Raw genomic sequence first — 21,260 nt, 5'->3', positions numbered from 1 at the left:
GCGCACGTCGTGACGCCGCAGGCGCTGCCCGGTCCGCCGCCCGCGCCCGGACCCGACCCGGTGGCCCCGCCGGCCGCGGACCCTGCCGCGCTGCCGGCACCGGCACCGGCACCGGACCCGGCGGCCACGCCCGTCGCCGCGACGACTCCCGGGCCGCCCGGGTTCGGCCCGAATGCGCCCGTGACGCAGGACTTCCTGTATCCGTCGATCAGCAACGGCTGCCTCGCCGACGGCGGCAACGTGCTCGCGACCGCCATCTCGGTGGCGGGCCCGGCCACGATCCCGCTGCCGGGCCCCGGCCCCGGCCAGACCGCGTACGTGTTCACCGCGGTCGGCACCCCGGGTCCCGCGGCAGAGCAGAAGCTGCCGCTGAACGCCACCTGGGTGAACCTGACGACCGGCAAGTCGGGCAGCGTGACGCTCAAGCCGCGGCCGGACATGAACCCCAACGGCCCGACGACATTGACGGCCATCGCCGACACCGGCTCAGGCAGCATCATGTCGACGGTCTTCGGTCAGGTCACCACGACCGAGAAGCAGTGCCAGTTCATGCCGACGATCGGCTCCACGGTCGTCCCCTGACCCGGTCTGCATCCCGCCGCGGAATAGCATTCCTGGTCGTCAACAGCGACTTTCAGCAAACAGGAATGCTATTCCGCGGTCGGGTCAGTAGGCCATGAACAGGATGGCGTCGCGGTCGTACTCGCGGCCGGGGTGCACCTCGGACAGATGCGCCTGGGCCTTCTCGACCAGGTCGTCCTCGTCCTTGCCCTGAATCGCTTCGCCGCACGGGCAGCTCAAGTGAGTCTTCATGACTTCACAATGGCACACATGGACACCTACCAGGTGATGCGCACGACGGGTGCGGTCCGGCGCTTCACGGGCGACCCGCTGCCCGACGACGTGCTCCACCGGATCCTCGACCACGCACGGTTCGCACCGACCGGCGGCAACCGTCAGGGCGTGCGCGTGATCGTGCTACGCGACCTGGACACCCGCGCGGCGCTCGCGGCGCTCAGCGAGACGGGCGCCCGCCGCTACCTCGCCCAGTCCGCCAACGGTGAGGCGCCGTGGAACCCGCTGCACCCCATGCAGGTGTCCGCCGAGCAGCTTGCCGCCACCGAGGTGCCCGCGGACATGACCGGGCCGCTGCTCACCGCCGCGGTGGTGCTGGTGGTGTGCGTCGACCTGGGGGTGGTGGCCGCCATGGACCAGGACCTCGACCGCATCGGGCTGATCGCCGGGGCATCGGTGTACCCCTTTGTCTGGAACGTGCTGCTGGCCGCCCGCAACGAGGGCTTCGGCGGCGTGCTCACCACGATGGCGGTCGCCGAGGAGCCGCGGGTCCAGCACCTCCTCGGCATCCCGGCCGACCACGCCGTCGCCGCGGTGGTCCCCCTGGGCAGGCCGCAGCATCAGGTGCGCAGGTTGACCCGCAGGCCCGTCGCGGAGTTCGTGACGTCGGAGCGGTTCGACGGCGCGTCTTTTCCACCGTGCGCGCCCACGCCGTGAGACCTTGGAGAGGTGACGGTCACGCTGGGTTATGCGACGGCCGGCCGGCCGTGCGGGGACCTGGAGGAGCAACTGGCCGAGCTCGCCGCTGCGGGCGTGGACCCGCGGCGGATCTTCACCGACAGGACGGCCGGTTCGGCCGACAAGATGCGGGCGGGTCTGCTGGCGCTGCTCAGCTACGCGCGGTCCGGTGACGTCGTGGTGGTCGTGGCCCTCGAACAGCTGGGCCGTTCGGTGGCCGAGGTCGCCCGGACCGTCGCCGACCTGACGACACGCGGAATCACGTTGCGCTGCTTGAGAACCGGGCTCGACACGGCGAGCGCGACGGGGCGGGTGGTGGCCGGGGTGCTCACCGACCTGGCGGCCCTGGACGCCGTCAGCGACAGCGAGATCAGCCCTTAGCCTTCGTCGCCTTCGCGGCCGCTTTCATCTCCTTCTTGTACGAGCGCACCTTCTGCAGCGACCCGGCGTCTTTCACGTCGGCCACCGACATGTGCGTGCCCGCCTTGCCGTAGTCGCCGGCCGCCGCACGCCACCCCGTGGGCGTCACGCCGTACTGCTTGCCGAGCAGCGCCAGGAAGATCTTGGCCTTCTGCTCGCCGAAGCCGGGCAGGGCCTTGAGGCGGCGCAGCACGTCGGCGCCGCTCGCGCCGTCGGACCACAACGCGGTCGCGTCGCCGCCGTACTCGTCGACGATCACCTGGGCCAGCGCCTGCACCCGCTTGGCCATCGACCCCGGAAACCGGTGTATCGCAGGGGTTTGCGAGCACAGCGCGGCGAACTCGTCGGGGTCGTAGTCGGCGATCGTCGCGGCGTCGAAACCGCCGATGCGGTCGGCGATCTTCTTCGGCCCGCCGAACGCGACCTCCATCGGGATCTGCTGATCGAGCAGCATGCCGACCAGCAGCGCGAACGGGTTGGCCTCCAGCAGCGCGTCGGCTCCCGGTTCCTGAACTAACTGCAGTTTCGCCACGCCGTCAGTTTAGGGCGGCCCGTCCGCCACGAGAGAGCCCTCAGGGCAGGTAGTCGACGGCGAAGGTGACGTCGACCGCATAGTGCAGGTCGCCGGAACTGGCGGGGACGTCCATCGTGAAGGTGCTGCTGACCACCTTCTCGGCCGGGCCGTCGGGCAGGTTGAGCCGCTTTCCGCGGTTGATGGCGCTGCCGGCGGTGTCGTCGCCCCAGGGGTCGTCGTCTTCCCGCGCCCACGAGTGCACCCAGATGCTTGTCCGTTCCGCAGAGACCGTCAGCGCCTGGTTCTCGATGTAGGCGTAGCCCAACGCGTAGGGCCGACCTGTCTCGCCCCAGTCGTCGAGGTCCGGTTCGGGAAGGGTGAACAACTGCAGCGATTGTGCCGGACGGGTGTCGTCCCCAGCCGACACGTCGAACCAGAACTCCGCCTCCCCCGTGGTCGCCCAATCGCCGTCGTTGAAGACGACCATCTTCGGGAACTGGACGGTCATCTTGCGTTTCAACGTGTCCTGCTCGACGTCGAGCACCTCCCAGTTGCCGCCTGCATCGACGACCATCGCGGTGAGGAAGTAGTGATGACCGGGCACGAGCGGCTTGAGCTCGATGTCATGACTGACAGCGGGACCCAGTGGCGCGGGGATGACGGCGTCGGGATCGACGAGTTGCGGTATGCCGGTCGTGCCGGGAACAGCCGGGGTGCGGCTGGCGCCGGCGAGGAAAAGGGTCGTCGGCTGGGTGGTCTTGATCCCGTGGCTCAGCCAGGTGCCTCCGCCGGAGCCGCTGTGGTCGGTGATGAGTCGCCTGGCCGTCGGCTTCTTGAACACCGCGATGACGACGACCTTGGTGCCCAGGGGATCGGTCGACACGGGTGAGTGCAAGGGGTAGAACAGGCCGGCGGTGTAGATCTGGCCGGGGCTCAACGTGATCCCATACGACCCCGAGTAGTCGGCCTCGTCACCGAGCCCGGTCAGGGTGTGGACGTTGACCTTCGCCCACGAGGCCCCGGGCTGCATCTCCCACAGCTCCTCCTCCGGTTCCTTCTTGTACGTCACCGTGGTCATGCCGGCGGTTTCGGGTGGGGAGATGGTGTTGTCGACGACGATCGGGTTGGGATGGGCGGTGATCGCGCTCATGAGGGTGCTCCTGCCGGTACTGGCGTGCCTGAGAGCTGAGAGACGTCCCGTCTCACTCCCTTTTACGATGGCGCAGTCGGCTCAGTGCGAACGCTACGCCAGTTTCGGGCCGTCAGGGCCGGGCCTCGAAGATCAGGTTGAACGGTGTCTGGGTCGCCCTGCGGAACCGGGTGAACCCGCCGTCGTCGACCATCACCGTCCGCAATCGTCGTTCGCCCGCCTGGGCGCCCAGAGCCGGTCCCTGGCGGGCCAGCGACACCGGAACGCAGATCAGCGATGACGCGCCATAGAAGAGTCGGCCGACCGGGTTCAGGTTGTCCGCGACGCTGTCTCCGGCGAACGGTTCGACGAGCAGGCAGTGTCCGTCGGGTTTGAGCGCCTGCCTGGCGTGCCGTGCCGCGCCGGACGGGTCGGCCATGTCGTGCAGGCAGTCGAAGAAGGCGATGAGGTCGTAGTCGGCGCTGCGGTAGGACGTGGCATCGGCGAGTTCGAAGCTCGCGTTGTCGACTCCTGCCTGTGCCGCGCGTTCACGCGCGGTGTCGATCGACGCGCCGTGATAGTCGATGCCGATGAACTGCGAATTCGGAAATGCTTGCGCCATCAGGATTGTGCTCGCACCGTGACCACAACCGACGTCGGCCGCCTTGCCGCCCGCAGCCAGCTTGTCGGTGACGCCGTCCAGCGCGGGTAACCACGACGCGATCAGATTCGCGTTGTAGCCGGCCCTGAAGAATCGCTCGGTGCCGTAGAACAGGCACCGATGATGCTCGCCCCATTCCATTCCGTTGCCGCTGCGGAAGTTCTCCACCGCACGGTCACGGACGTAGAACAGGTCTTGGACGATCTGGTAGGCACCCGCCAGATCGACCGGACCCGCTGGATCGGCCAGGCAGAGTTCCTGCTCCGCAGTCAAGTGATACCTGTCCTCGGCTTCGTCGTATTCGACATAGCCGCCCGCAGCCTGATTCGCGAGCCACTCCCGGATGTACCGAGGATTCGTCCCCGTGTTCTGGGCCAGCTCCTCTGCCGACAGACGCTGCCCGGCGAGCGCGGTGTACAGGCCGAGCTCGTCGCCGATCAACATCAGAACCGCGCTCACCGAGGCCCCGAGATCCCCGATCGCCTTGCCGAGAAATGCGTTGAGTCTGTCTTCGGTGGAGGTCATCGCCGGCTCCTCTGTTCACCCGACTCAACGCTAGACCGATCGGCGTCTGTCCGGGGCGAACTCGGTGACCGGAGACCGCGGACGACGTAGTCTCTTCCTGTGGCATCACCTGCCATCGGCATCATCGAGAACTACTTCACGTGCGAGTTCACCACCGTGGCGCGCGATGGCTCGCCGCAGACCTGGCCGGTGACTCCGCGATTGCTCGACGACGGCCGACTCCTCACCACGACCAGCATCGGGCTCCCTCAGAAGGCCTACAACATCCGGCGCAATCCGAAGGTCGGCATGTTGTTCTCGGAGCCGACCGGGAGCGGTGTCGCCACGCCGGGAGCCGTGCTGATCCAGGGCGACGCCACCGCCGAGGATCGCATCGTCAGCGACATCGCGTCCGTGCCGGAGTTGGCGGCGCTGGTCCAGACACTGTTCCGACGCCAGCCGGCCGGCGCGTTGTGGAGCACCTCGCTGGGTCGCCGGCTGTGGTGGTCGTACTACATGCGCATCCTGATCTACGTGACACCCCGTCGGGCGCTGTACTGGCCGACGCGTGACTTCACCCAGCGGCCCGAGGAACTCGATGTGAACGAGGTGCGCCGTGTGGGCTGAGGCGGCCAAGCGGCTGAGCAGGTTTCCGGAGGCGGTCTTGACCGCCTTCGACACAGACGGCTATCCGGTGAGCGTGCGCGTCGAGACCCGCGATTACGACGCCACCACCGGAGAACTGGCGGTGACACTTCCTGAAGAGTTGCATGCTGCGGAAAGTCCGGCGAACCTGCTCTGCCACTTCCACGACGACAAGTTGTGGCACCTCGACTCGACGCAGGTGAAGGGCCGTCTGCGGGCGCGCGACGGTGGATGGGTCTTCGTGAGCGAGATGTTCACGCCGCCGTCGAGATTGCAGATGGTGTCGTTCCTGAGGAGCACGCACACCTCCGGTCGGAAATACCTCGACAAACGCGGGCTTGCGCGGCCAAGGGTGAATTGGGCTGCCGTCAAGGAGATTCGGCGGCGCGCAACGCAGAAGTAAGCCGGCCTGGTCCGACATGATTCGCCGGATCACCGGCGATATCGTCACGCCGCCGGTCTAAGGTGGGCCCACCAGCACGCGAGGAGCATGAATCGATGTCGGGCCAGCTCGCGATCGCCCTGACCGCCGCGCTGATCGTCGTCGCGGTCGCCGCGGTGGTGCTGGCGGTGCGCACCCGACGGGTGGTGGCCACCCCGACGGAGCGGGCCGTGCACGCCGCGTTGCACACCGCGTCGCTGGCCGCCCGGGCCCTGCGACAGGGTCTGACGACGTCCTCGGCCGGCACGGCGGCGCCGTTCCTGCGCGGCCTGACCGGAACCGACGGACTCGCGCTGTTCGACGGCGACGGGCGCCTGCTCGCCCGCGATCCCGACGACGACACTGTCTGGAATGCCGACGTGATCGCCGCCTGCGACGGTGCCGCGCAGGAGTCGCTGTCGGGAGAGCGTCGGGTGATGACGCACGCCGCGACGACGGCCGTGGTCGCCCAGCCGCTGCTGACCGACGCCGGCGACCGGCTGGGCGTGCTCGTCGTGGTGACGACGTACTCCCCGGGTCCCGGCATGCTGGGCGCGGTCGGCGAGGTGGCGCGGTACGCGGCGAGCCAGGTCGAACTCGCCGAACTCGACGCGTCGCGCGCGCGGCTGGATCGGGCCGAGGTGCTCGCGCTGCGCGCCCAGATCAGTCCGCACTTCATCTACAACGCGCTGAACACCATCGCCTCGTTCGTGCGCACCGACCCCGACCGCGCGCGGGAACTCATCCTCGAGTTCGCCGACTTCACCCGCTACTCGTTCCGCGCGGCCGGCCCGTACACCACCCTGGCCGAGGAACTGCGCAACATCGACCGCTACCTCACGCTGGAGCGTGCCCGGTTCGGCACCGCGTTGACGGTGACGCTGCAGGTGGCTCCCGAGGTGCTCACCGTCGTAGTTCCGTTTCTGGCGCTACAACCGTTGGTGGAGAACGCCGTTCGGCACGGCTTCGCCGGGCGCGGCAGCGGCTCGATCGAACTCGTCGCCCGGGACGAGGGCTCCGATTGCGTGATCACGGTCGAGGACGACGGCGTCGGGATGGATCCCGACGCGCTGCGCTCCGGTCCGGGCGACGCGCTGTCCGACGGCGCCGACAGCGCCTCGGCCCACGTCGGATTGACCAATGTCGACCATCGCCTGCGGGCGGCCTTCGGCAACGATTACGGTCTGGTGGTCGAGACAGCGATCGGCGCGGGCACCAAGGTGGTCATGCGGGTGCCGAAGTTCCGGTCCGGTGTGCGGGCCGACGGAGGGGCGTTCGGAGTGGGCAACCAATGACCAAGCCGCTCACCGTGCTGGCCGTCGACGACGAGGTGCCCGCCCTCGACGAGCTGGCGTACCTGCTCGGCCGGCACCCCTGTATCGGCGAGGTGTTCCGCGCCGGCGACGCCACCTCGGCGCTGCGCGAACTCAACCACCGCCGCATCGACGCGGTCTTCCTCGACATCAACATGCCGGGCCTGTCGGGGATCGAACTGGCAGGTGTGCTCGCCCATTACGCGCAGCGGCCGGCGATCGTGTTCGTCACCGCCCACGACGACAAGGCCGTCGCCGCGTTCGACGTCGGCGCCGTGGACTACCTGCTCAAGCCGATCCGTGAGGACCGTCTCGACGAGGCGGTGCGCCGCGTCACCTCGGCCCAGCCCGCCGAGGAACCGGCACCCGAGCGGGACGACGCGGACTCCGACGTCATCCCGGCCGAACTCGGCGGGATCACGCACCTGGTGCCCCGTGCGAGCATCGGCTGGGTGGAGGCCGAGGGCGACTACGCGCGGCTGCACTCCGCGTCCGGCGCCCATCTGGTCCGGATCCCGCTCAGCACGCTGGAAAACCGTTGGCGCGACCACGGTTTCCAGCGCGTGCATCGCTCCTATCTGGTCGCGCTGCGTTTCGTGACCGGGCTGCGCACCGTCGACGGCGCGGTGCTCGTCCGGCTGCGGGCCAACGGGGCCTCCCCGGGAATCGAGCTGCCGGTCAGCCGGCGTCAGGCCCGGGAGCTGCGCGACCGCGTGGTGCGGACGCCGATGCGCAGCCTGCGACCCGCCGGAGGCGCCGATGAGTGAACGGCCGCAACGGCAACGGGTGGTGCTGGCGCACCGCCGGGGTGCCCGCATGGTGCGCACCCGCGTCGAGGTGCAGGAACAGACGCAGGTGGGTGACGCCCTGGTGCGCGGGCTGGTGCGGGCACAGCTGGGGCTGGCGCTGCGCCTCGGCGCGGTGGTGGTGTGTCTCGTCGGGGCCATCCCGGTGCTCAACGCGCTGTTCCCCGCACTGGGTGCGGTGACCGTGTTCGGCCTGCGGCTGAACTGGCTGGTGCTGGCCGGGCTGGTGTATCCGCTGCTGTACGGCATCGGCTGGGCGTATGTGCGCCTCGCCGAGCAGGGTGAGCGCGACTTCGTCGGCGTGGTCGACTCCGAACCGTGACCGGCTCACCGCTGACCGCCGCCGCGCTGCTGGCCGCGGCCCTGGCCACGATCGCGATCGGCGCCTACGGGGTGCGCTTCTCCCGCACCACCTCCGACTTCCTCGTCGCGTCCCGCACCGTCGGATCGCAGTGGAACGCGGCGGCCATCTCCGGCGAATACCTCTCGGCCGCTTCGTTTCTCGGGGTGGCAGGGCTGATCGCCAAGTACGGCGCCGACGCGCTGTGGTACCCGGTCGGCTTCACCGCAGGCTATCTCGGGCTGCTGCTGTTCGTCGCGGCACCGCTGCGCCGCTCGGGCGCCTACACCGTTCCCGACTTCGCGGAGTTCCGGCTCGGCTCGGCGCGGCTGCGCAAGATCGCGATGCTCGTCGTCGTCGTGATCTGCATCTTCTATCTGGTACCGCAGTACCAGGGTGCCGGCCTGACGCTCAAGACCCTGCTCGGTACCCCGGTGTGGCTCGGGCCGCTGGCCGTCGGCGCGATCGTGCTGACCAACGTGGTCGCCGGCGGCATGCGCTCGATCACGTTCGTGCAGGCCTTCCAGTACTGGCTCAAGCTGACCGCGGTCGCCATCCCCGCGCTCGCGCTCGCGGGGTTGTTCTTCTCCGATCGCGGCGGCGAACTCGGCGGCCCGCTGCCGCCCACCGTGCCGCAGACCACCACCGTCGCGATCGACACCGACGTCGTCGTCCAGGTCGCCGCACCCGCGGGCATCACGGTCACCGGCACCCTGGACGGGCGGTCGGTCGACGACGACCCCATCGGCGCCCCGGGCGCCCACACGCTGAGCGCGGGAAGCACGCTGACGCTGGCGTCCGGCGCGGCCACGCCGGTGGTGGCCGGCGCCCCGAGCACCGGCGCGGACTGGATCGCCTCGGGCGGCGGCCTGGGCGGGGACCATCCGCTGTATCAGGTGGTGTCGATCATGGTCGCGACGTTCCTGGGCACGATGGGTCTGCCCCACGTGCTGGTGCGGTTCTACACCAACCCCGACGGCCGGGCCGCGCGGCGCACGGCGCTGGCGGTGATCGCGCTGCTGTCGCTGTTCTATCTGTTCCCCACGCTGCTCGGCGTGTTCTCGCGGCTGTACGTTCCGCAGTTGCTCATCACCGGCGCCGCCGACGCGGCCGTGCTGCTGGCGCCGGGGTCGGCCATCGGCGGGCCGGCCGGGCAGCTGCTCGCCGCGCTGGTGGCCGCGGGGGCGATCGCGGCGTTCCTCGCGACGTCGTCGGGTCTGCTGGTCAGCTTCGCCGGCGCGCTGGCCACCGACGTGCTGGCGGGCCGGGTGCGCGACTTCCGGGTCGCCGCGGTGATCGGCGGCGTCATCCCGATCCCGTTGGCACTGGCGGCGTCCGGAGGGCTGGAGCTCTCGCGCAGCGTGGGGCTGGCGTTCGCCGTCGCGGCGTCGACGCTGTGCCCGCTGCTGGTGCTCGGCATCTGGTGGCGCGGTCTCACCGCGACCGGCGCCGCATGCGGGCTCGCGATCGGCGGACTGCTGTCGGGGGTGGCGGTGACGGTCGCGGTGGCCGGCGGTGTCGACGACGACCTGGCCGGGGGGTGGCCCGCCGTGCTGATCGGGTACCCGGCGGCGGTCAGTGTGCCGCTCGCGTTCGCGACCATGATCGTGGTCAGCCGCCTCACCCGGGCGACGGTGCCCACCGATGTGGCGCAGACGTTCGCGCGGATGCATCTCCCGGAGAACCTGGGGATGGTCGTCGAACGCGTGCCGAAGGGCTAGCCGCTCGCGCGAAGAACAGACGGCGGGGCTAGCCGCTCGTCGCCGTCGACCGACCGCTCACCGCACGGGCGCCCGACCTCGTCGTCTGTGCCCGATTGGGCCTGTTTTTGTGACCTGCATCTCAACTACCGTCCTCGTCACAGCCGGTTCACAGCAGTCAGGAGCACACCACCGTGTCCGACACCGACCTTCCGATCCGTAAGGAAGCCAACCCGGAGCTCATCTCCGGTGAGCGCTACCTGCAGGTGCAGGCCAGCCCGGAGTTCCAGGAGCTGCGAAGCAGACTGCGCCGCTTCGTGTTTCCGATGACGGCCTTCTTCCTCATCTGGTACGCCACCTATGTCGTCCTCGGCGCCTTCGCGCACGACTTCATGGCCACGAGGGTGTGGGGAGACATCAACGTGGGCCTGATCATCGGGCTGGGCCAGTTCCTGACGACGTTCCTGATCACCGGCCTGTACGTGCGGTTCGCCAACCGCGAGATCGACCCGCGCGCCAGTGCGATCCGCGCCGAACTCGAGAGTGAGATCAAATGACCACCCTGCTGGCCCAGTCGGAGACGATCGGTAACCCGATCGCCAACATCGGCATCTTCAGCCTGTTCGTCGTCATCACGATGATCGTGGTGATCCGGGCGAGCAAGAAGAACGCCACCGCCGACGAGTTCTTCACCGGTGGGCGCGGATTCTCCGGCCCGCAGAACGGCATCGCGATCGCCGGCGACTACCTGTCGGCCGCCAGCTTCCTCGGCATCGCCGGGGCCATCGCGGTCTACGGCTACGACGGTTTCCTGTACTCGATCGGCTTTCTGGTCGCGTGGCTGGTGGCACTGCTGCTGGTGGCCGAATTGCTGCGCAACACCGGCAAATTCACGATGGCCGACGTGCTGAGCTTCCGGCTCAAGCAGCGGCCGGTGCGGATGGCGGCGGCCACCAGCACGCTGACGGTGTCGCTGTTCTACCTGCTGGCCCAGATGGCCGGCGCGGGTGGTCTGGTCGCGCTGCTGCTCGACATCAAGAGCCGCAGCGGCCAGTCGGTCGTCATCGCGGTGGTCGGCGTCCTGATGATCGTCTACGTCCTGGTCGGCGGCATGAAGGGCACCACCTGGGTGCAGATCATCAAGGCCGTCCTGCTGATCTTCGGCGCCGGCGTGATGACCGTGATGGTGCTCGCCAAGTTCGGGCTGAACTTCTCCGAGATCCTCGGCTCGGCGCAGTCGGCGATCAGCGGCGCCACCACCGAAGGCGTCGCCAAGCGCGACGTCCTCGCCCCGGGCGCGCAGTACGGCGGCTCGCTCACCTCGCAGATCAACTTCATCTCGCTGGCGCTGGCGCTGGTGCTCGGCACCGCGGGCCTGCCGCACGTGCTGATGCGCTTCTACACCGTGCCCACGGCCAAGGAAGCACGGCGAAGCGTGGTCTGGGCGATCGCTCTGATCGGCGCGTTCTATCTGTTCACGCTGGTGCTCGGTTACGGTGCGGCCGCTCTGGTCGGCCCGGACCGGATCCTCAGCGCGGCAGGCGGAGTCAACTCGGCGGCGCCGCTGCTGGCCTTCGAACTGGGCGGGGTGATCCTGCTCGGCGTGATCTCGGCTGTGGCGTTCGCGACCATCCTCGCGGTGGTCGCCGGCCTGACGATCACCGCGTCGGCCTCCTTCGCGCACGACATCTACGCCAGTGTGTTGAAGTCGCACAAGGTGACCGAGGACGAGCAGGTGCGGGTGTCGCGGATCACCGCGGTGGTGCTCGGCGTGTTCGCGATCGGGCTCGGCATCCTGGCCAACGGTCAGAACGTCGCGTTCCTGGTGGCCCTGGCGTTCGCGGTCGCCGCGGCGGCCAACCTGCCGACGATCATCTACTCGCTGTACTGGAAGCGGTTTAACACCCGCGGCGCGCTGTGGAGCATGTACGGCGGGCTGATCTCGACCATCGTGCTGATCGTCTTCTCCCCCGCGGTGTCGGGCGCGAAGACCTCGATGATCCCGGGCGCGGACTTCGCGTGGTTCCCGCTGGCCAACCCGGGCATCGTGTCGATCCCGCTGGCGTTCATCCTCGGCATCGTCGGCACCCTCACCTCGCCTGATGACGAGGACCCGGAGGTCGCCGCCGAGATGGAGGTGCGCTCGCTGACCGGGATCGGCGCCGAGAAGGCCGTCGCGCACTGACCCCCTCCCCCGCCGAAACTGCATTCTGGCAGGCGAAACGCGAGTAGCGGCCTGCCGGAATGCAGTTTCGGCGGAATACTGCCGGGCATGTCCCGGCTGACACTGTCCGTGCACCGTTATTCGATGGCCCTGCTGGCCTATGCGTTCGCCGCGATCATGGTGGGGACCACGCTGCCCACCCCGATGTACGCGCTGTTCGCCGAGGACCTGCACTTCCACGTGCTGACGACGACGGTGATCTTCGCCGCGTACGCCGGCGGCGTGCTGGCCGCGCTGCTGGCGTTCGGCCGGTGGTCCGACGTGGTGGGCCGGCGGCCGGTGCTGCTGGCCGGGATCGCATTCGCGGCGGCCAGCGCGGTGGTGTTCGTGCTGGCCGACTCGGTGCCCGAACTGCTGATCGGCCGCGTGCTCTCGGGGTTGTCGGCGGGATTGTTCACCGGCACGGCCACCGCGGCGGTCATCGAGGCGGCGCCGCCGGCGTGGCGGTCGCGGGCCGCGGCCGTGGCGTCGGTGGTGAACATCGGCGGGCTGGGGATCGGCCCGGTACTGGCCGGTGTGCTGGTGCAGTACGCGCCGCGGCCCCTGGATCTGAGCTTCATCGTCCACCTCGTGTTGTGTGTGGCGGCCGCCGCCGCGGTGCTGTGCTCGCCGGAGACCTCGCCGCGCGAGGGCACGCTCGGCGTGCAGCGGCTGTCGGTGCCGCCCGAAGCCCGGTCGGTGTTCGTGGTCGCCGCGCTGGCGGCGTTCGCCGGCTTCGCCGTCACCGGACTGTTCGCCGCCGTCGCACCGTCGTTCGTGGCCGAGGTCGTCGGAATCGGCAACCATGCGGTGGCCGGCGTCATCGCGGGGTCCGTCTTCCTCACCTCGGCGGTCGCGCAGGTCGCGGCACGCACGATGGATCCGGGCCGCGCCGTCGCGGCGGGCTGCGCGATCCTGATCGCCGGCATGGCGATTCTCGCTGCTGCTCTGCACTTCTCGTCGCTGCCAGGTCTGATCGCGGCGGCCGTCATCTCGGGTGTCGGCCAGGGCATCAGCTTCAGCCGCGGCCTGGCCGCGGTGTCCGATCGCACGCCTCCCGGGCGGCGGGCGGAGGTGAGTTCCACCTACTTCGTGGTCGCCTACGTGGCGATCGCGGTCCCGGTGGTCGGGGAGGGACTGGCCGCGCAGGCGTGGGGACTGCGCACCTCCGGCGTGGTGTTCGCCGTGTCGGTCGCGGTACTCGCCGCGGTCTGCCTGGTGGCGATCCTGCNGGGAGTGGATCGGGGCCGAGCGGCTCGCTCATCGGAATCGTGGGTTGCTCGACGCCGAACTTCGTGGCGATCCTGCTCCGAGAGCGCCAGCCCGCCCGGGTCTGAGTGCTTCTAGCCGCTCTTGCGGCGGAATTCGCGCCGGTTCTCCAGCGGGCCGTGGGCGCGCGGTTGTTTCGCGCCGCCGTCGCGGTGGGCCGCCCCGCCGCCCGCCTGCGCCTTCTTGCGCTCCAGCGCTTCGCGGAACTTGCGCTTGTTCTCGTCCTCCGGAGCGCCGGACGACTCTGCCGACTCCTTGGCTGCCATGGCGGCAAGCGTAGCCCGCTCAGCGGCGGCCCGGCGGCATCCCGTAGAGGTGCGCGATCGGCAGCGTCATCAGCACCCGACGGTCGTCGACCATCGCGCGGCGGTAGTCGTCCCAGTCCGGGTGTTCGCCGGCGATGTTGCGGTACAGCGCCACGAGCCCCTCCACGGTGTCGTCGCTCGGATTCGCGGCGGGCGGCGTGAGCACCGCGTCGCCTTCGGCCACGGCGTAGGCCCAGCCGTCGTCGGAGCTGACATGGATCGCGGCGCGCGGATCGCGGCGCAGGTTGCGGGTCTTGGCCCGCGGCTCGGTGATCGACACCGAGATGGTCAGCGCACGCGGATCGAAGTGGTACGACACATTCGACAGCTGCGGGCGTCCGTCGCGTTTGAGGGTGGCCAGCACGCCCAGCGAGTTCCCGGCGATCAGCGCCAGCAGCTTGTCGTCGAACACATCGCGGGTCATCACCCGAGCCTACGTCCGTCGCCCGGAGTGGGATGATCGAACAGGTGGGCCGATGGACACTTCCCCGGGGTGCGCGGTGACGCGGTATGCCGCGTTCCTGCGCGGCGTCAACGTGGGTGGGGTCAACTTGAAGATGCCCGCCGTCGCGCAGGCCCTCGAGGCCGCCGGGTTCACCGAGGTCAAGACCGTGCTGGCCAGTGGCAACGTGTTGCTCACCAGCAGAGCCGGCGCCAATACCGTCCGCACCAAGGCCGAGAAGGCGTTGCGTGACGAATTCGATTACGAGGCATGGGTTCTCGTCTATGACCTCGACACGCTGGCCGACATCTCCGCCGCCTATCCGTTCGAGCGGGAGGTGGACGGCCACCATTCCTACGTCACGTTCGTCAGCGACGACGACGTGCTGGCCGAACTCGGCGGCCTGGGTGAGGAGCCGGGGCCCGAGGAGAAGATCGCCGTCGGCGCCGGGGTGCTCTACTGGCAGGTCCCGCGCACGAGCACCCTCGACAGCGCGATCGGCAAGACGATGGGCAAGAAGCGCTACAAGTCGTCGACCACCACCCGCAATCTGCGCACGATCGACAAGCTCCTGCGCGGCTGAGGGAGAGAGGACCGGATGAACCAGACACCGAAACACACCGCCGACCTGACGGGGGTGTCGGAAACCGCGTTGATGACGCTGGTGGTGCGCGCCAGCGAGGCTCGCCGGCCCGACGCGATCATCGACGACCCGATGGCGATCCACCTGGTGGACTCGATCGACTTCGACTTCGCCAAGTTCGGCTTCACCCGCAGGCAGGATATGGCGTTGCGGGCCAAGCTGTTCGACAAGCACACCCGGCGCTACCTGCTCGACCACCCGAAGGCGACGGTGGTCGCGCTCGCCGAGGGGCTGCAGACGAGCTTCTACCGTCTCGACGCGTCCGATGTCGGCCACGACTTCCGGTGGCTCAGCGTGGACCTGCCGCCGATGATCGACCTTCGCCGCAAACTGTTGCCTGCCTCCGACCGGATCGAGCTGTGCGCGCAGTCGGCGCTGGACTTCAGCTGGATGGACCGGGTGGATCCGCAGCACGGCGTGTTCATCACCGCCGAGGGGCTGCTGATGTACCTGCAGCCCGAGGAGGCGATGGCGTTGATGAAAGCCTGCGCCGCCCGCTTCCCCGGCGGTCAGATGATCTTCGACCTGGCGCCGTCGGGGTTCGCGGCGCTGGCCCGGCGCGGGATGCGCACGTCGCTGCGCTACCGGGTGCCGCCGATGCCGTTCTCGCTGACGGTCGCCGAGGCGGCCGACCTGGTCAACACGGTCCCCGGGGTGCGGGCGGTGCACGACCTGCCGACCGAACCGGCCCGCGGGCGGGTGCTCAACGCCCTGATGTGGACGTGGCAGCGCATCCCACTGCTGGACCCGCTACGGCCGCTGACGATCCTGCTGGAGTTCGGCTGACCCGTCCGGCCTAGCCGAACGCGGCCTCGACGTACCGCATCGCCTGACCCTTGCCGACCCCGAGCGCCTTGGCCGTCGACACGTACGTGTGCGCGGCGGTCGCCATCGCGGAGTCGGCCGGGTCGGAGCGTGCGACGAAGGTGCCGAACCGGCCCCGCGTCTCCAGAATCCCCGCTGCTTCCAGTTCCCGGTACGCGCGCGCCACGGTGTTCACTGCCAGGTTGATCTGACCAGCCAGTTCGCGGACCGTCGGCAGCCGGGTTCCGGGGGTCAGCTGCCCGTCCCGGATTCCGGCGATGATCTGCGTTCTGAGCTGGTCGAACAGCGGCCTGGCAGCGTGTGGATCAACGCGCACCCAATCCCCCAACTCGGCCACGTGCCCAGTATCACCCACAGCCGCTAGTTTGGTGGGGTGCAGGTGACGGTATTCAGCGGCGCCGGTATCTCGGCCGAGAGCGGGGTGCCGACGTTCCGTGACGTGGAGACGGGGCTGTGGGCCGAGGTCGACCCCTATGAGATCTCCAGCGCCGACGGCTGGCGTTCGCATCCCGACCGGGTGTGGGCGTGGTATCTGTGGCGCCACCACATGATGGGCGCGGTCGCCCCGAACAACGCCCACCGGGCCGTCGCGGCGTGGGAGGACTACGCCGACGTGCACGTCGTGACGCAGAACGTGGACAACCTGCACGAGCGAGCCGGCAGCAAACAGGTCTACCACGTGCACGGCAGCCTCTTCGAATTCCATTGCGACCGTTGCGGAGCCGCGTACCTGGGCGAAGTGCCGGCCATGCCCGAGCCGGTGGAGTCCGTCGACCCGCCGCGATGCGTCTGCGGCGGGCTGATCCGGCCGAACGTCGTGTGGTTCGGTGAGGCGCTGCCCGACCGCGCGTGGCAGCAGTCGGTCGACGCGGTGATCAACGCCGACGTCGTCGTGGTGGTGGGCACCAGCTCGGTGGTCTATCCGGCCGCCGGGCTGCCGGAGCTGGCGGTGGCCAGCGGCACCCCGGTGATCGAGGTCAACCCCGAGCCGACGCCGTTGACGAGCACCGCGACGGTGAGCCTGCGGGAGAAGGCCGGCGCGGCGCTGCCCGGCCTGCTGCAGCGCCTGCCCGCCCTGATCGGCTAGCGCTCCGTCGGCCCCGCGGGTTTGACGGCCCGGCCGATCGCGAACTCCGCCACGGGAACGGGCGCCCACCGCGGCAGCGTCCACTCCCGGCGTCCCCGCACCTGAAATCCCGCCGCGGCGATCGTCTGCTCGGTGTGGCGGTGCGTGTGACAGTTGCCCGCCAGCCGCGGCCACAGCGTGGCGTCGGCGAAGCGTTGCAGCCGGGCCCGCGCGCCGGTGCCGGCCACGTGCTCGAGGTAGCGCAACTCCCCTCCCGGCCGCAGCGACGAATACAGCTGCGCCACAACACTGTCCGGGTCGTCGATCGAGCACAGCACCAGCGAGCACACCACGGCGTCGAACGGTTCACCGTCGCGGAACTGTTCCACGGTGTCGGCGGTCAGCGTGACGGGCACGGGTGCGTCGGCAGCCGCCCGCGCGGCGAGCGCGGCAAGCCTGCGTTCGGGCTCGACGGCGACGACCTCGGTCACGGTGGCGGGATAGAACGCGAAGTTGGTTCCGGTGCCCGCACCCACCTCGAGTACGCGGCCGGTCAGCCCGGCGAGATTCTCCCGACGCAACCGCCGCAGCGACTCCGGCTCCCGCGCGGACATCGCAGTCCACACCCGCGCGAAGAACGGGTTATCGACGGTTGTGCTCATGGACGACCTCTCTCAGCCAGGCCACGGTCTCGCGTGGCGGATCCTCGGGGGCAATGGCACCCGCCACCATCTGTCCACAGCAGACCGCGCGCAGCACCCGGCCTGCGAACTCCTCGACGTCGCCCCACGGCAGGTAGGGCCGCGAGATCAGCAGCGCCGCCACGCCGTGCGCCGCGGTCCACAGTTCGAGTGCCATCGTGGTGGGGTCACCGGGCGGGTAGCTGCCCTCGTCGATCAACGCCTGCACCGCGGCGCGCATGTGCACGAACGCCGAGCTCGTCAACGTGATGTCCACGTCGCTGCCGGGCTGGCCCTGCCCCATCGTGGCAATGCGATACAGCTCAGGGGTTTTCAGCGCGAACCGGACGTACGCCAGACCTTGGGCGCGCAGCACGTCGATCGGCGACGTGCCGGCCACCGCGGCGACGGCCTGCATCTCGTCGTCGAGTTTCTCGAAGTACCGCACACACACCGCGTCGAGCAGCGCGTCCTTGTCGGCGAAGTGCAGGTAGATCGACGGCGGGGTGACGCCGACGCGCTGGGCCACCGCCCGGATCGACACCGCTTTCGCGTCACCGGTCTCGAGCAGCAGGCCGGTCGCGGCGTCGAGGATCTCGTCGCGCAACTGGTCGCCCGAACCGCGCGGAGCACGGCGCCGTCGCAGCGGCGACGTGCTCACCGCTGCCCCTCGGTCACCGACGCCACGGGCGCGACCGGTGGCGCGGGCCCGTCGTCGCCGCCTTCACGCAGGCCGATCCGCTCATGCAGTCGGGCCAGCGGCGCCGGCGCCCACCAGTTCCACCGTCCCATCACGTGCATGAAGGCGGGCACCAGCAGCATCCGCACCAGAGTCGCGTCGGCGAGGATGGCCAGGGTCAGGCCCACCCCGAACATCCGCATGAACGCGACCTGCGCGGCGATCAGCGCCGCGAACGAGATCGACATCAACAGGGCCGCCGCGGTCACCACCCGACCGGTGCGCGCCAGGCCGAGCGCGACGCTCTCGTCGTTGGCGTCCGTGCTGCGGTCCGACGCCAGCCAGTACTCCCGGATCCGGGAGACGAGGAACACTTCGTAGTCCATCGACAGTCCGAACGCGATGCAGAACAGCAGCACCGGCATGTTGGCGACCAGCGTGCCGGTCGGTGTGGTGCCCAGCGCCCCGAGGTGGCCGTCCTGGAAGATCCACACCAGCGCGCCGAACGCCGCGGTCAGCGACAACACGTTGAGCACCAACGCTTTCAGCGGGAGCACCACGCTGCCGGTGAGCAGGAACAGCAGCACGAACGTGATGGCCGCGATGATGCCGAGCACCGTCGGCAGTCGGGAGGTGATGGAGTCGGAGCTGTCGCGGTTGATCTGCGCCAGGCCGGTCAGCATCGCTTCCCGTCCACCGGGCGGTTCGACCGCGTGCAGCCGGTTCAGCTGGATCTCGGAGGCGTCGGTGAACAGCGGTGCGGTGCTGCCGACGGTGAGGAAGGCGCTGCCGTCGGCGACACCGGTCGCCGCCGACGGCGGACCGACCCTCGCGCCGTCGACGAAGGTGCCTCCCGGCGCCGAGACCGTCGAGACGTCGGCGACCTTCGACAGCTCGGCGGCGTATCCGTCGAGCTCTGCCGGGGTGACGTCGCGGGCGTCGGGCAGCACGATGGTGACGTTGGCCGACGAGTCGACCGCGAAGTTCTCGCGCATGTCGTCGCCGACCTGGCGGGCCGATGCCGATTGCGGCAGCACGCGGTCGTCGGGGAAGCCCCATGTGGCTCCGAGAAACGGCAGACCCAGCAGCACGAGCAGGGCGACGACGGCGACACCGATCGGGATCGCCCGCCGCTGAACGTATTTCGTCGACCGGTACCAGAACATCCGCTCGACCGGGACGGGCGCCGGTTCGGGCCTGCGCAGCACCCGGCGCACGAGCTTACGGACGTCGAACGCGTCGAGCCGGTCCCCCGCGAGGACGATCGCCGCGGGCGCCACCACGATCGCCGCCACGGCGGCGAATGCGACGACCGCGATGCCCGCGTACGCGAACGACTTCAGGAAGTACATCGGGAAAACCACCATGGCGACCATCGACAGCGCCACGGTCATCGCCGAGAACAGCACCGTGCGACCGGCGGTCGTCATCGTGCGCACCAGCGCGCGGTCCCGGTCGGCGCCGGCAGCCAACTCGTCGCGGTAGCGGCTGATGATCAGCAGCGTGTAGTCGATCGCCAGTGCCAGGCCCATCGCGATAGACAGATTCAGCGCGAAGATCGACACATCGGTGACCAGCGTGAACGCCCGTAGCACCGCCATCGACCCGAGGATCGCGAAGCCGCCGACGGCCACCGGCAGCGCCGCGGCCAGCAGCCCGCCGAACACCCAGACCAGCACGACGAAGCTGAGCGGAACCGCGATGGATTCCATCAACAGCAGATCCCGCTCGGTCTGACCGTTGATCTGCACGTAGGTCATGGCCACACCGCCCGCGCGCACGGTGACACCGTCGCGGTCGTAGACCAGCGCGTCGGTGAGCTCCTCGGCGTGCCGTTGCGCGGCGCTCTCGCCACCGGTGATGCCGGCGACGATCAGACCGGTCTTGCCGTCCTCACTGATCAACGCCGACGCCGCCGACGGCGGCGCCGTCCACGCGGAAGTGACCTCACCGACGTGGGGCGACTCCGAGAGACGGGACACGATGTCGGTGGCGACGGTCCGCGCGGCGGCCACGCCGCCCTCGGCCCGCACGCTGATCAACAGGTCCATGTCACCCTGGCCGAACCGGTCGACGAGAATCTGGGAGGCGCGTGCGGACTCGGAGGTCGGATCGGCGAAACCGCCCGCGGACAGTTGGCCGGCCACCGGGATACCGAACACACCGCACGCGACCATGACGAGGAGAGCGACGGCGAGGATGCGACGCGGCGCCGCGATGGCCATCAGTGCGATTCGCTGCAGCATCGGGATCTCCTGACGTATCGCCGCTAAGTTAACAGCGATAACAGAAAGGGGTCAATGCCGCGATGACATTCGGCGACGACGGGAGTCCACCCGACATGACCCACGAACTCACGCGCCCCTCGACGGCGGAGACCACCCCCGGGCCGGCGGACCGGACGGCGGCCATCGGCCTGCTGATCCTGCGCCTCGGCATCGGCGCCGCCGTGCTGCAGGCCGGCCTGATCAAGGCCTTCGACTTCTCGACGACCGTCGGGTTCATGACCGAGGCCGGCTGGCGGCTCCCCACCCTGGCCGCGCTCATGGTCACCGGCGCCGAGACCCTCGGCGCCATCGCCCTGCTGCTCGGCGTCCTCACGCCGCTGGGCGCCTGCGCCGTGCTGAGCTCCATGCTGTGCGCCTGGGCGGTCAACGTCTCGGCGGCGGCGTTCTGGTCCGAACCGTTCAACGTGCCGTTCCTGCTCGGAGTCGGCGCGGCGGCCCTGCTGTTCACCGGGCCCGGCCGCTATGCCGTGGACGTCCGCCTCGCCGGCCGTCTGCGCTGGTCACCGCGGGTGAAGGTGGGGCTGGTGGTGCTGGCGGTGGTCGCCGCCGTCGTCACCTGGGTGGCGCTGTACGGGGTGAACCCGATCCACCTCACCACCCCGCCGGCGGCCGACCCTACCCAGCGGTAAGAATTGCCACAGTTTTCCGAATCGAGACTCAATGATTCCTTAGAGGTGATGGTTACTGTTCAGTACATGTGGATCGACGACACCAGTGCTGATGTCATCAAGGTTGATTTCGACGCCCTCTACCACGGCGATGTCCTCGTCGAGGGGCTGACGTCGGAACAGCTCGACGACGAGCAGACGCTGCCCACCGCAGTGTGACAAAAGAGCGCGCGCCCGCACGGACGCGCGCTCTTTCGGTCAGGCTG

The 21,260-nt window shown here is 69.5% G+C and carries 27 protein-coding genes and 1 pseudogene; 18 read left to right on the top strand and 10 right to left on the bottom strand.

Going from position 1 to position 21,260, the window contains the following annotated elements; all coding sequences use genetic code 11:
- On the top strand, positions 1–582 hold a 582-nt coding region (locus MCHUDSM44219_RS03935), incomplete at its 5' end, for an Rv1157c family protein (RefSeq protein ID WP_048416933.1).
- Between the two features lie 84 nt (positions 583–666).
- Here the strand turns inward: MCHUDSM44219_RS03935 and MCHUDSM44219_RS28720 are convergent.
- A complete protein-coding gene (locus MCHUDSM44219_RS28720; RefSeq protein ID WP_063840660.1) occupies positions 667–813 on the bottom strand; it encodes a DUF1059 domain-containing protein in 147 nt (48 codons plus the stop codon).
- Positions 814–831: 18 nt separating this feature from the next.
- Between MCHUDSM44219_RS28720 and MCHUDSM44219_RS03930 the strand changes: the two genes are divergently transcribed.
- Entirely contained in the window at positions 832–1,512 is a 681-nt protein-coding gene (locus tag MCHUDSM44219_RS03930; RefSeq protein ID WP_048416920.1) for a nitroreductase family protein, read from the top strand.
- Positions 1,513–1,524: 12 nt separating this feature from the next.
- A complete protein-coding gene (locus tag MCHUDSM44219_RS03925; RefSeq protein ID WP_048416919.1) occupies positions 1,525–1,914 on the top strand; it encodes a recombinase family protein in 390 nt (129 codons plus the stop codon).
- Here MCHUDSM44219_RS03925 and MCHUDSM44219_RS03920 read toward each other — a convergent pair.
- The 3 genes from MCHUDSM44219_RS03920 to MCHUDSM44219_RS03910 all read right to left on the bottom strand — a co-directional run bounded on the left by MCHUDSM44219_RS03920 (position 1,904) and on the right by MCHUDSM44219_RS03910 (position 4,782).
- Positions 1,904–2,485: an HhH-GPD-type base excision DNA repair protein gene (locus MCHUDSM44219_RS03920; RefSeq protein ID WP_048416918.1), complete on the bottom strand. Its 582-nt coding sequence runs from the start codon at positions 2,483–2,485 to the stop codon at positions 1,904–1,906. The two genes, MCHUDSM44219_RS03925 and MCHUDSM44219_RS03920, sit on opposite strands and share 11 nt — an antisense overlap.
- A gap of 40 nt (positions 2,486–2,525) precedes the next feature.
- Positions 2,526–3,617, bottom strand: coding sequence for a hypothetical protein (locus MCHUDSM44219_RS03915; protein WP_048416917.1), 1,092 nt, complete (start codon positions 3,615–3,617; stop codon positions 2,526–2,528).
- A gap of 112 nt (positions 3,618–3,729) precedes the next feature.
- Positions 3,730–4,782 (bottom strand): class I SAM-dependent methyltransferase, encoded by a 1,053-nt coding sequence (locus MCHUDSM44219_RS03910; protein WP_048416916.1) that lies wholly within the window; start codon positions 4,780–4,782, stop codon positions 3,730–3,732.
- 99 nt (positions 4,783–4,881) lie between these two features.
- Between MCHUDSM44219_RS03910 and MCHUDSM44219_RS03905 the strand changes: the two genes are divergently transcribed.
- The 10 genes and pseudogenes from MCHUDSM44219_RS03905 to MCHUDSM44219_RS31665 form a co-directional block, all read left to right on the top strand.
- Complete coding sequence (locus MCHUDSM44219_RS03905) at positions 4,882–5,388, top strand: pyridoxamine 5'-phosphate oxidase family protein (RefSeq protein WP_048416915.1); 507 nt, start codon at positions 4,882–4,884, stop codon at positions 5,386–5,388.
- Entirely contained in the window at positions 5,378–5,809 is a 432-nt protein-coding gene (locus MCHUDSM44219_RS03900; RefSeq protein ID WP_048416914.1) for a hypothetical protein, read from the top strand. The genes MCHUDSM44219_RS03905 and MCHUDSM44219_RS03900 overlap by 11 nt, the downstream gene beginning before the upstream one ends.
- A 95-nt stretch (positions 5,810–5,904) precedes the next feature.
- Positions 5,905–7,122, top strand: a complete 1,218-nt coding sequence (locus MCHUDSM44219_RS03895; RefSeq protein ID WP_048416913.1) for a sensor histidine kinase — start codon at positions 5,905–5,907, stop codon at positions 7,120–7,122.
- Positions 7,119–7,907 carry a LytR/AlgR family response regulator transcription factor gene (locus tag MCHUDSM44219_RS03890; protein ID WP_048416912.1) on the top strand — a complete coding sequence of 263 codons (789 nt, stop codon included), beginning with the start codon at positions 7,119–7,121 and terminating at the stop codon, positions 7,905–7,907. The genes MCHUDSM44219_RS03895 and MCHUDSM44219_RS03890 overlap by 4 nt, the downstream gene beginning before the upstream one ends.
- Positions 7,900–8,268, top strand: coding sequence for a membrane protein (locus MCHUDSM44219_RS03885; RefSeq protein ID WP_048416911.1), 369 nt, complete (start codon positions 7,900–7,902; stop codon positions 8,266–8,268). The genes MCHUDSM44219_RS03890 and MCHUDSM44219_RS03885 overlap by 8 nt, the downstream gene beginning before the upstream one ends.
- Positions 8,265–10,007, top strand: a complete 1,743-nt coding sequence (locus MCHUDSM44219_RS03880) for a sodium/solute symporter (protein ID WP_048416910.1) — start codon at positions 8,265–8,267, stop codon at positions 10,005–10,007. Before MCHUDSM44219_RS03885 ends, MCHUDSM44219_RS03880 begins: the two co-directional genes overlap by 4 nt.
- Positions 10,008–10,180: 173 nt before the next feature.
- Positions 10,181–10,543: a DUF485 domain-containing protein gene (locus tag MCHUDSM44219_RS03875; protein WP_048416909.1), complete on the top strand. Its 363-nt coding sequence runs from the start codon at positions 10,181–10,183 to the stop codon at positions 10,541–10,543.
- Positions 10,540–12,171: a monocarboxylic acid transporter gene (locus MCHUDSM44219_RS03870; RefSeq protein ID WP_048416908.1), complete on the top strand. Its 1,632-nt coding sequence runs from the start codon at positions 10,540–10,542 to the stop codon at positions 12,169–12,171. Before MCHUDSM44219_RS03875 ends, MCHUDSM44219_RS03870 begins: the two co-directional genes overlap by 4 nt.
- 87 nt (positions 12,172–12,258) lie before the next feature.
- Positions 12,259–13,420, top strand: a pseudogene (locus tag MCHUDSM44219_RS03865) (MFS transporter); the annotation flags it as partial.
- Position 13,421: 1 nt separating this feature from the next.
- The coding region (locus tag MCHUDSM44219_RS31665; RefSeq protein WP_413783576.1) for a hypothetical protein at positions 13,422–13,536 on the top strand (115 nt) is incomplete at its 5' end.
- On the opposite strand, the gene MCHUDSM44219_RS03860 is transcribed toward MCHUDSM44219_RS31665, so the two are convergent.
- Together MCHUDSM44219_RS03860 and MCHUDSM44219_RS03855 are read right to left on the bottom strand one after the other, a co-directional pair.
- The gene (locus MCHUDSM44219_RS03860; protein ID WP_048416906.1) at positions 13,533–13,724 is read right to left on the bottom strand and encodes a DUF5302 domain-containing protein; all 192 of its coding nucleotides are present in this window, start codon (positions 13,722–13,724) and stop codon (positions 13,533–13,535) included. The two genes, MCHUDSM44219_RS31665 and MCHUDSM44219_RS03860, sit on opposite strands and share 4 nt — an antisense overlap.
- A 19-nt stretch (positions 13,725–13,743) precedes the next feature.
- On the bottom strand, positions 13,744–14,187 hold the full coding sequence (locus tag MCHUDSM44219_RS03855) for a PPOX class F420-dependent oxidoreductase (protein WP_048416905.1): 444 nt from the start codon (positions 14,185–14,187) through the stop codon (positions 13,744–13,746).
- A 76-nt stretch (positions 14,188–14,263) separates the two neighbouring features.
- On the opposite strand from MCHUDSM44219_RS03855, the gene MCHUDSM44219_RS03850 reads away from it, so the two are divergent.
- Positions 14,264–14,788: a DUF1697 domain-containing protein gene (locus MCHUDSM44219_RS03850; RefSeq protein WP_048416904.1), complete on the top strand. Its 525-nt coding sequence runs from the start codon at positions 14,264–14,266 to the stop codon at positions 14,786–14,788.
- Between the two features lie 15 nt (positions 14,789–14,803).
- A complete protein-coding gene (locus MCHUDSM44219_RS03845; protein WP_048416903.1) occupies positions 14,804–15,634 on the top strand; it encodes a class I SAM-dependent methyltransferase in 831 nt (276 codons plus the stop codon).
- A gap of 10 nt (positions 15,635–15,644) precedes the next feature.
- On the opposite strand, the gene MCHUDSM44219_RS03840 is transcribed toward MCHUDSM44219_RS03845, so the two are convergent.
- Positions 15,645–16,010: an Rv1152 family transcriptional regulator gene (locus MCHUDSM44219_RS03840; RefSeq protein WP_048416902.1), complete on the bottom strand. Its 366-nt coding sequence runs from the start codon at positions 16,008–16,010 to the stop codon at positions 15,645–15,647.
- 36 nt (positions 16,011–16,046) lie between these two features.
- Here MCHUDSM44219_RS03840 and MCHUDSM44219_RS03835 point away from each other — a divergent pair, with 36 nt between their 5' ends.
- A complete protein-coding gene (locus MCHUDSM44219_RS03835; protein WP_048416901.1) occupies positions 16,047–16,760 on the top strand; it encodes an NAD-dependent deacylase in 714 nt (237 codons plus the stop codon).
- On the opposite strand, the gene MCHUDSM44219_RS03830 is transcribed toward MCHUDSM44219_RS03835, so the two are convergent.
- Genes MCHUDSM44219_RS03830 through MCHUDSM44219_RS03820 form a run of 3 tightly spaced genes read right to left on the bottom strand, consistent with a single transcriptional unit; the run spans position 16,757 to position 20,344 of the window.
- Positions 16,757–17,401 (bottom strand): class I SAM-dependent methyltransferase, encoded by a 645-nt coding sequence (locus tag MCHUDSM44219_RS03830; protein ID WP_048416900.1) that lies wholly within the window; start codon positions 17,399–17,401, stop codon positions 16,757–16,759. The two genes, MCHUDSM44219_RS03835 and MCHUDSM44219_RS03830, sit on opposite strands and share 4 nt — an antisense overlap.
- Positions 17,382–18,080, bottom strand: a complete 699-nt coding sequence (locus MCHUDSM44219_RS03825; RefSeq protein ID WP_048416899.1) for a TetR/AcrR family transcriptional regulator — start codon at positions 18,078–18,080, stop codon at positions 17,382–17,384. Before MCHUDSM44219_RS03825 ends, MCHUDSM44219_RS03830 begins: the two co-directional genes overlap by 20 nt.
- Positions 18,077–20,344 (bottom strand): MMPL family transporter, encoded by a 2,268-nt coding sequence (locus tag MCHUDSM44219_RS03820; RefSeq protein ID WP_048416898.1) that lies wholly within the window; start codon positions 20,342–20,344, stop codon positions 18,077–18,079. Before MCHUDSM44219_RS03820 ends, MCHUDSM44219_RS03825 begins: the two co-directional genes overlap by 4 nt.
- 62 nt (positions 20,345–20,406) lie before the next feature.
- Between MCHUDSM44219_RS03820 and MCHUDSM44219_RS03815 the strand changes: the two genes are divergently transcribed.
- Together MCHUDSM44219_RS03815 and MCHUDSM44219_RS31520 are read left to right on the top strand one after the other, a co-directional pair.
- Positions 20,407–21,015 carry a DoxX family protein gene (locus tag MCHUDSM44219_RS03815; RefSeq protein WP_236695338.1) on the top strand — a complete coding sequence of 203 codons (609 nt, stop codon included), beginning with the start codon at positions 20,407–20,409 and terminating at the stop codon, positions 21,013–21,015.
- A 66-nt stretch (positions 21,016–21,081) separates the two neighbouring features.
- The gene (locus MCHUDSM44219_RS31520; RefSeq protein ID WP_109777580.1) at positions 21,082–21,213 is read left to right on the top strand and encodes a hypothetical protein; all 132 of its coding nucleotides are present in this window, start codon (positions 21,082–21,084) and stop codon (positions 21,211–21,213) included.
- Positions 21,214–21,260 lie beyond the last annotated feature (47 nt).

This window comes from Mycolicibacterium chubuense (genome assembly GCF_001044255.1).
GTDB classification, from domain to species: Bacteria; Actinomycetota; Actinomycetes; order Mycobacteriales; family Mycobacteriaceae; genus Mycobacterium; species Mycobacterium chubuense.
The sequence above is the reverse complement of the archived record's forward strand: the minus strand, read 5'-3'. Positions and strand labels throughout refer to the sequence as shown.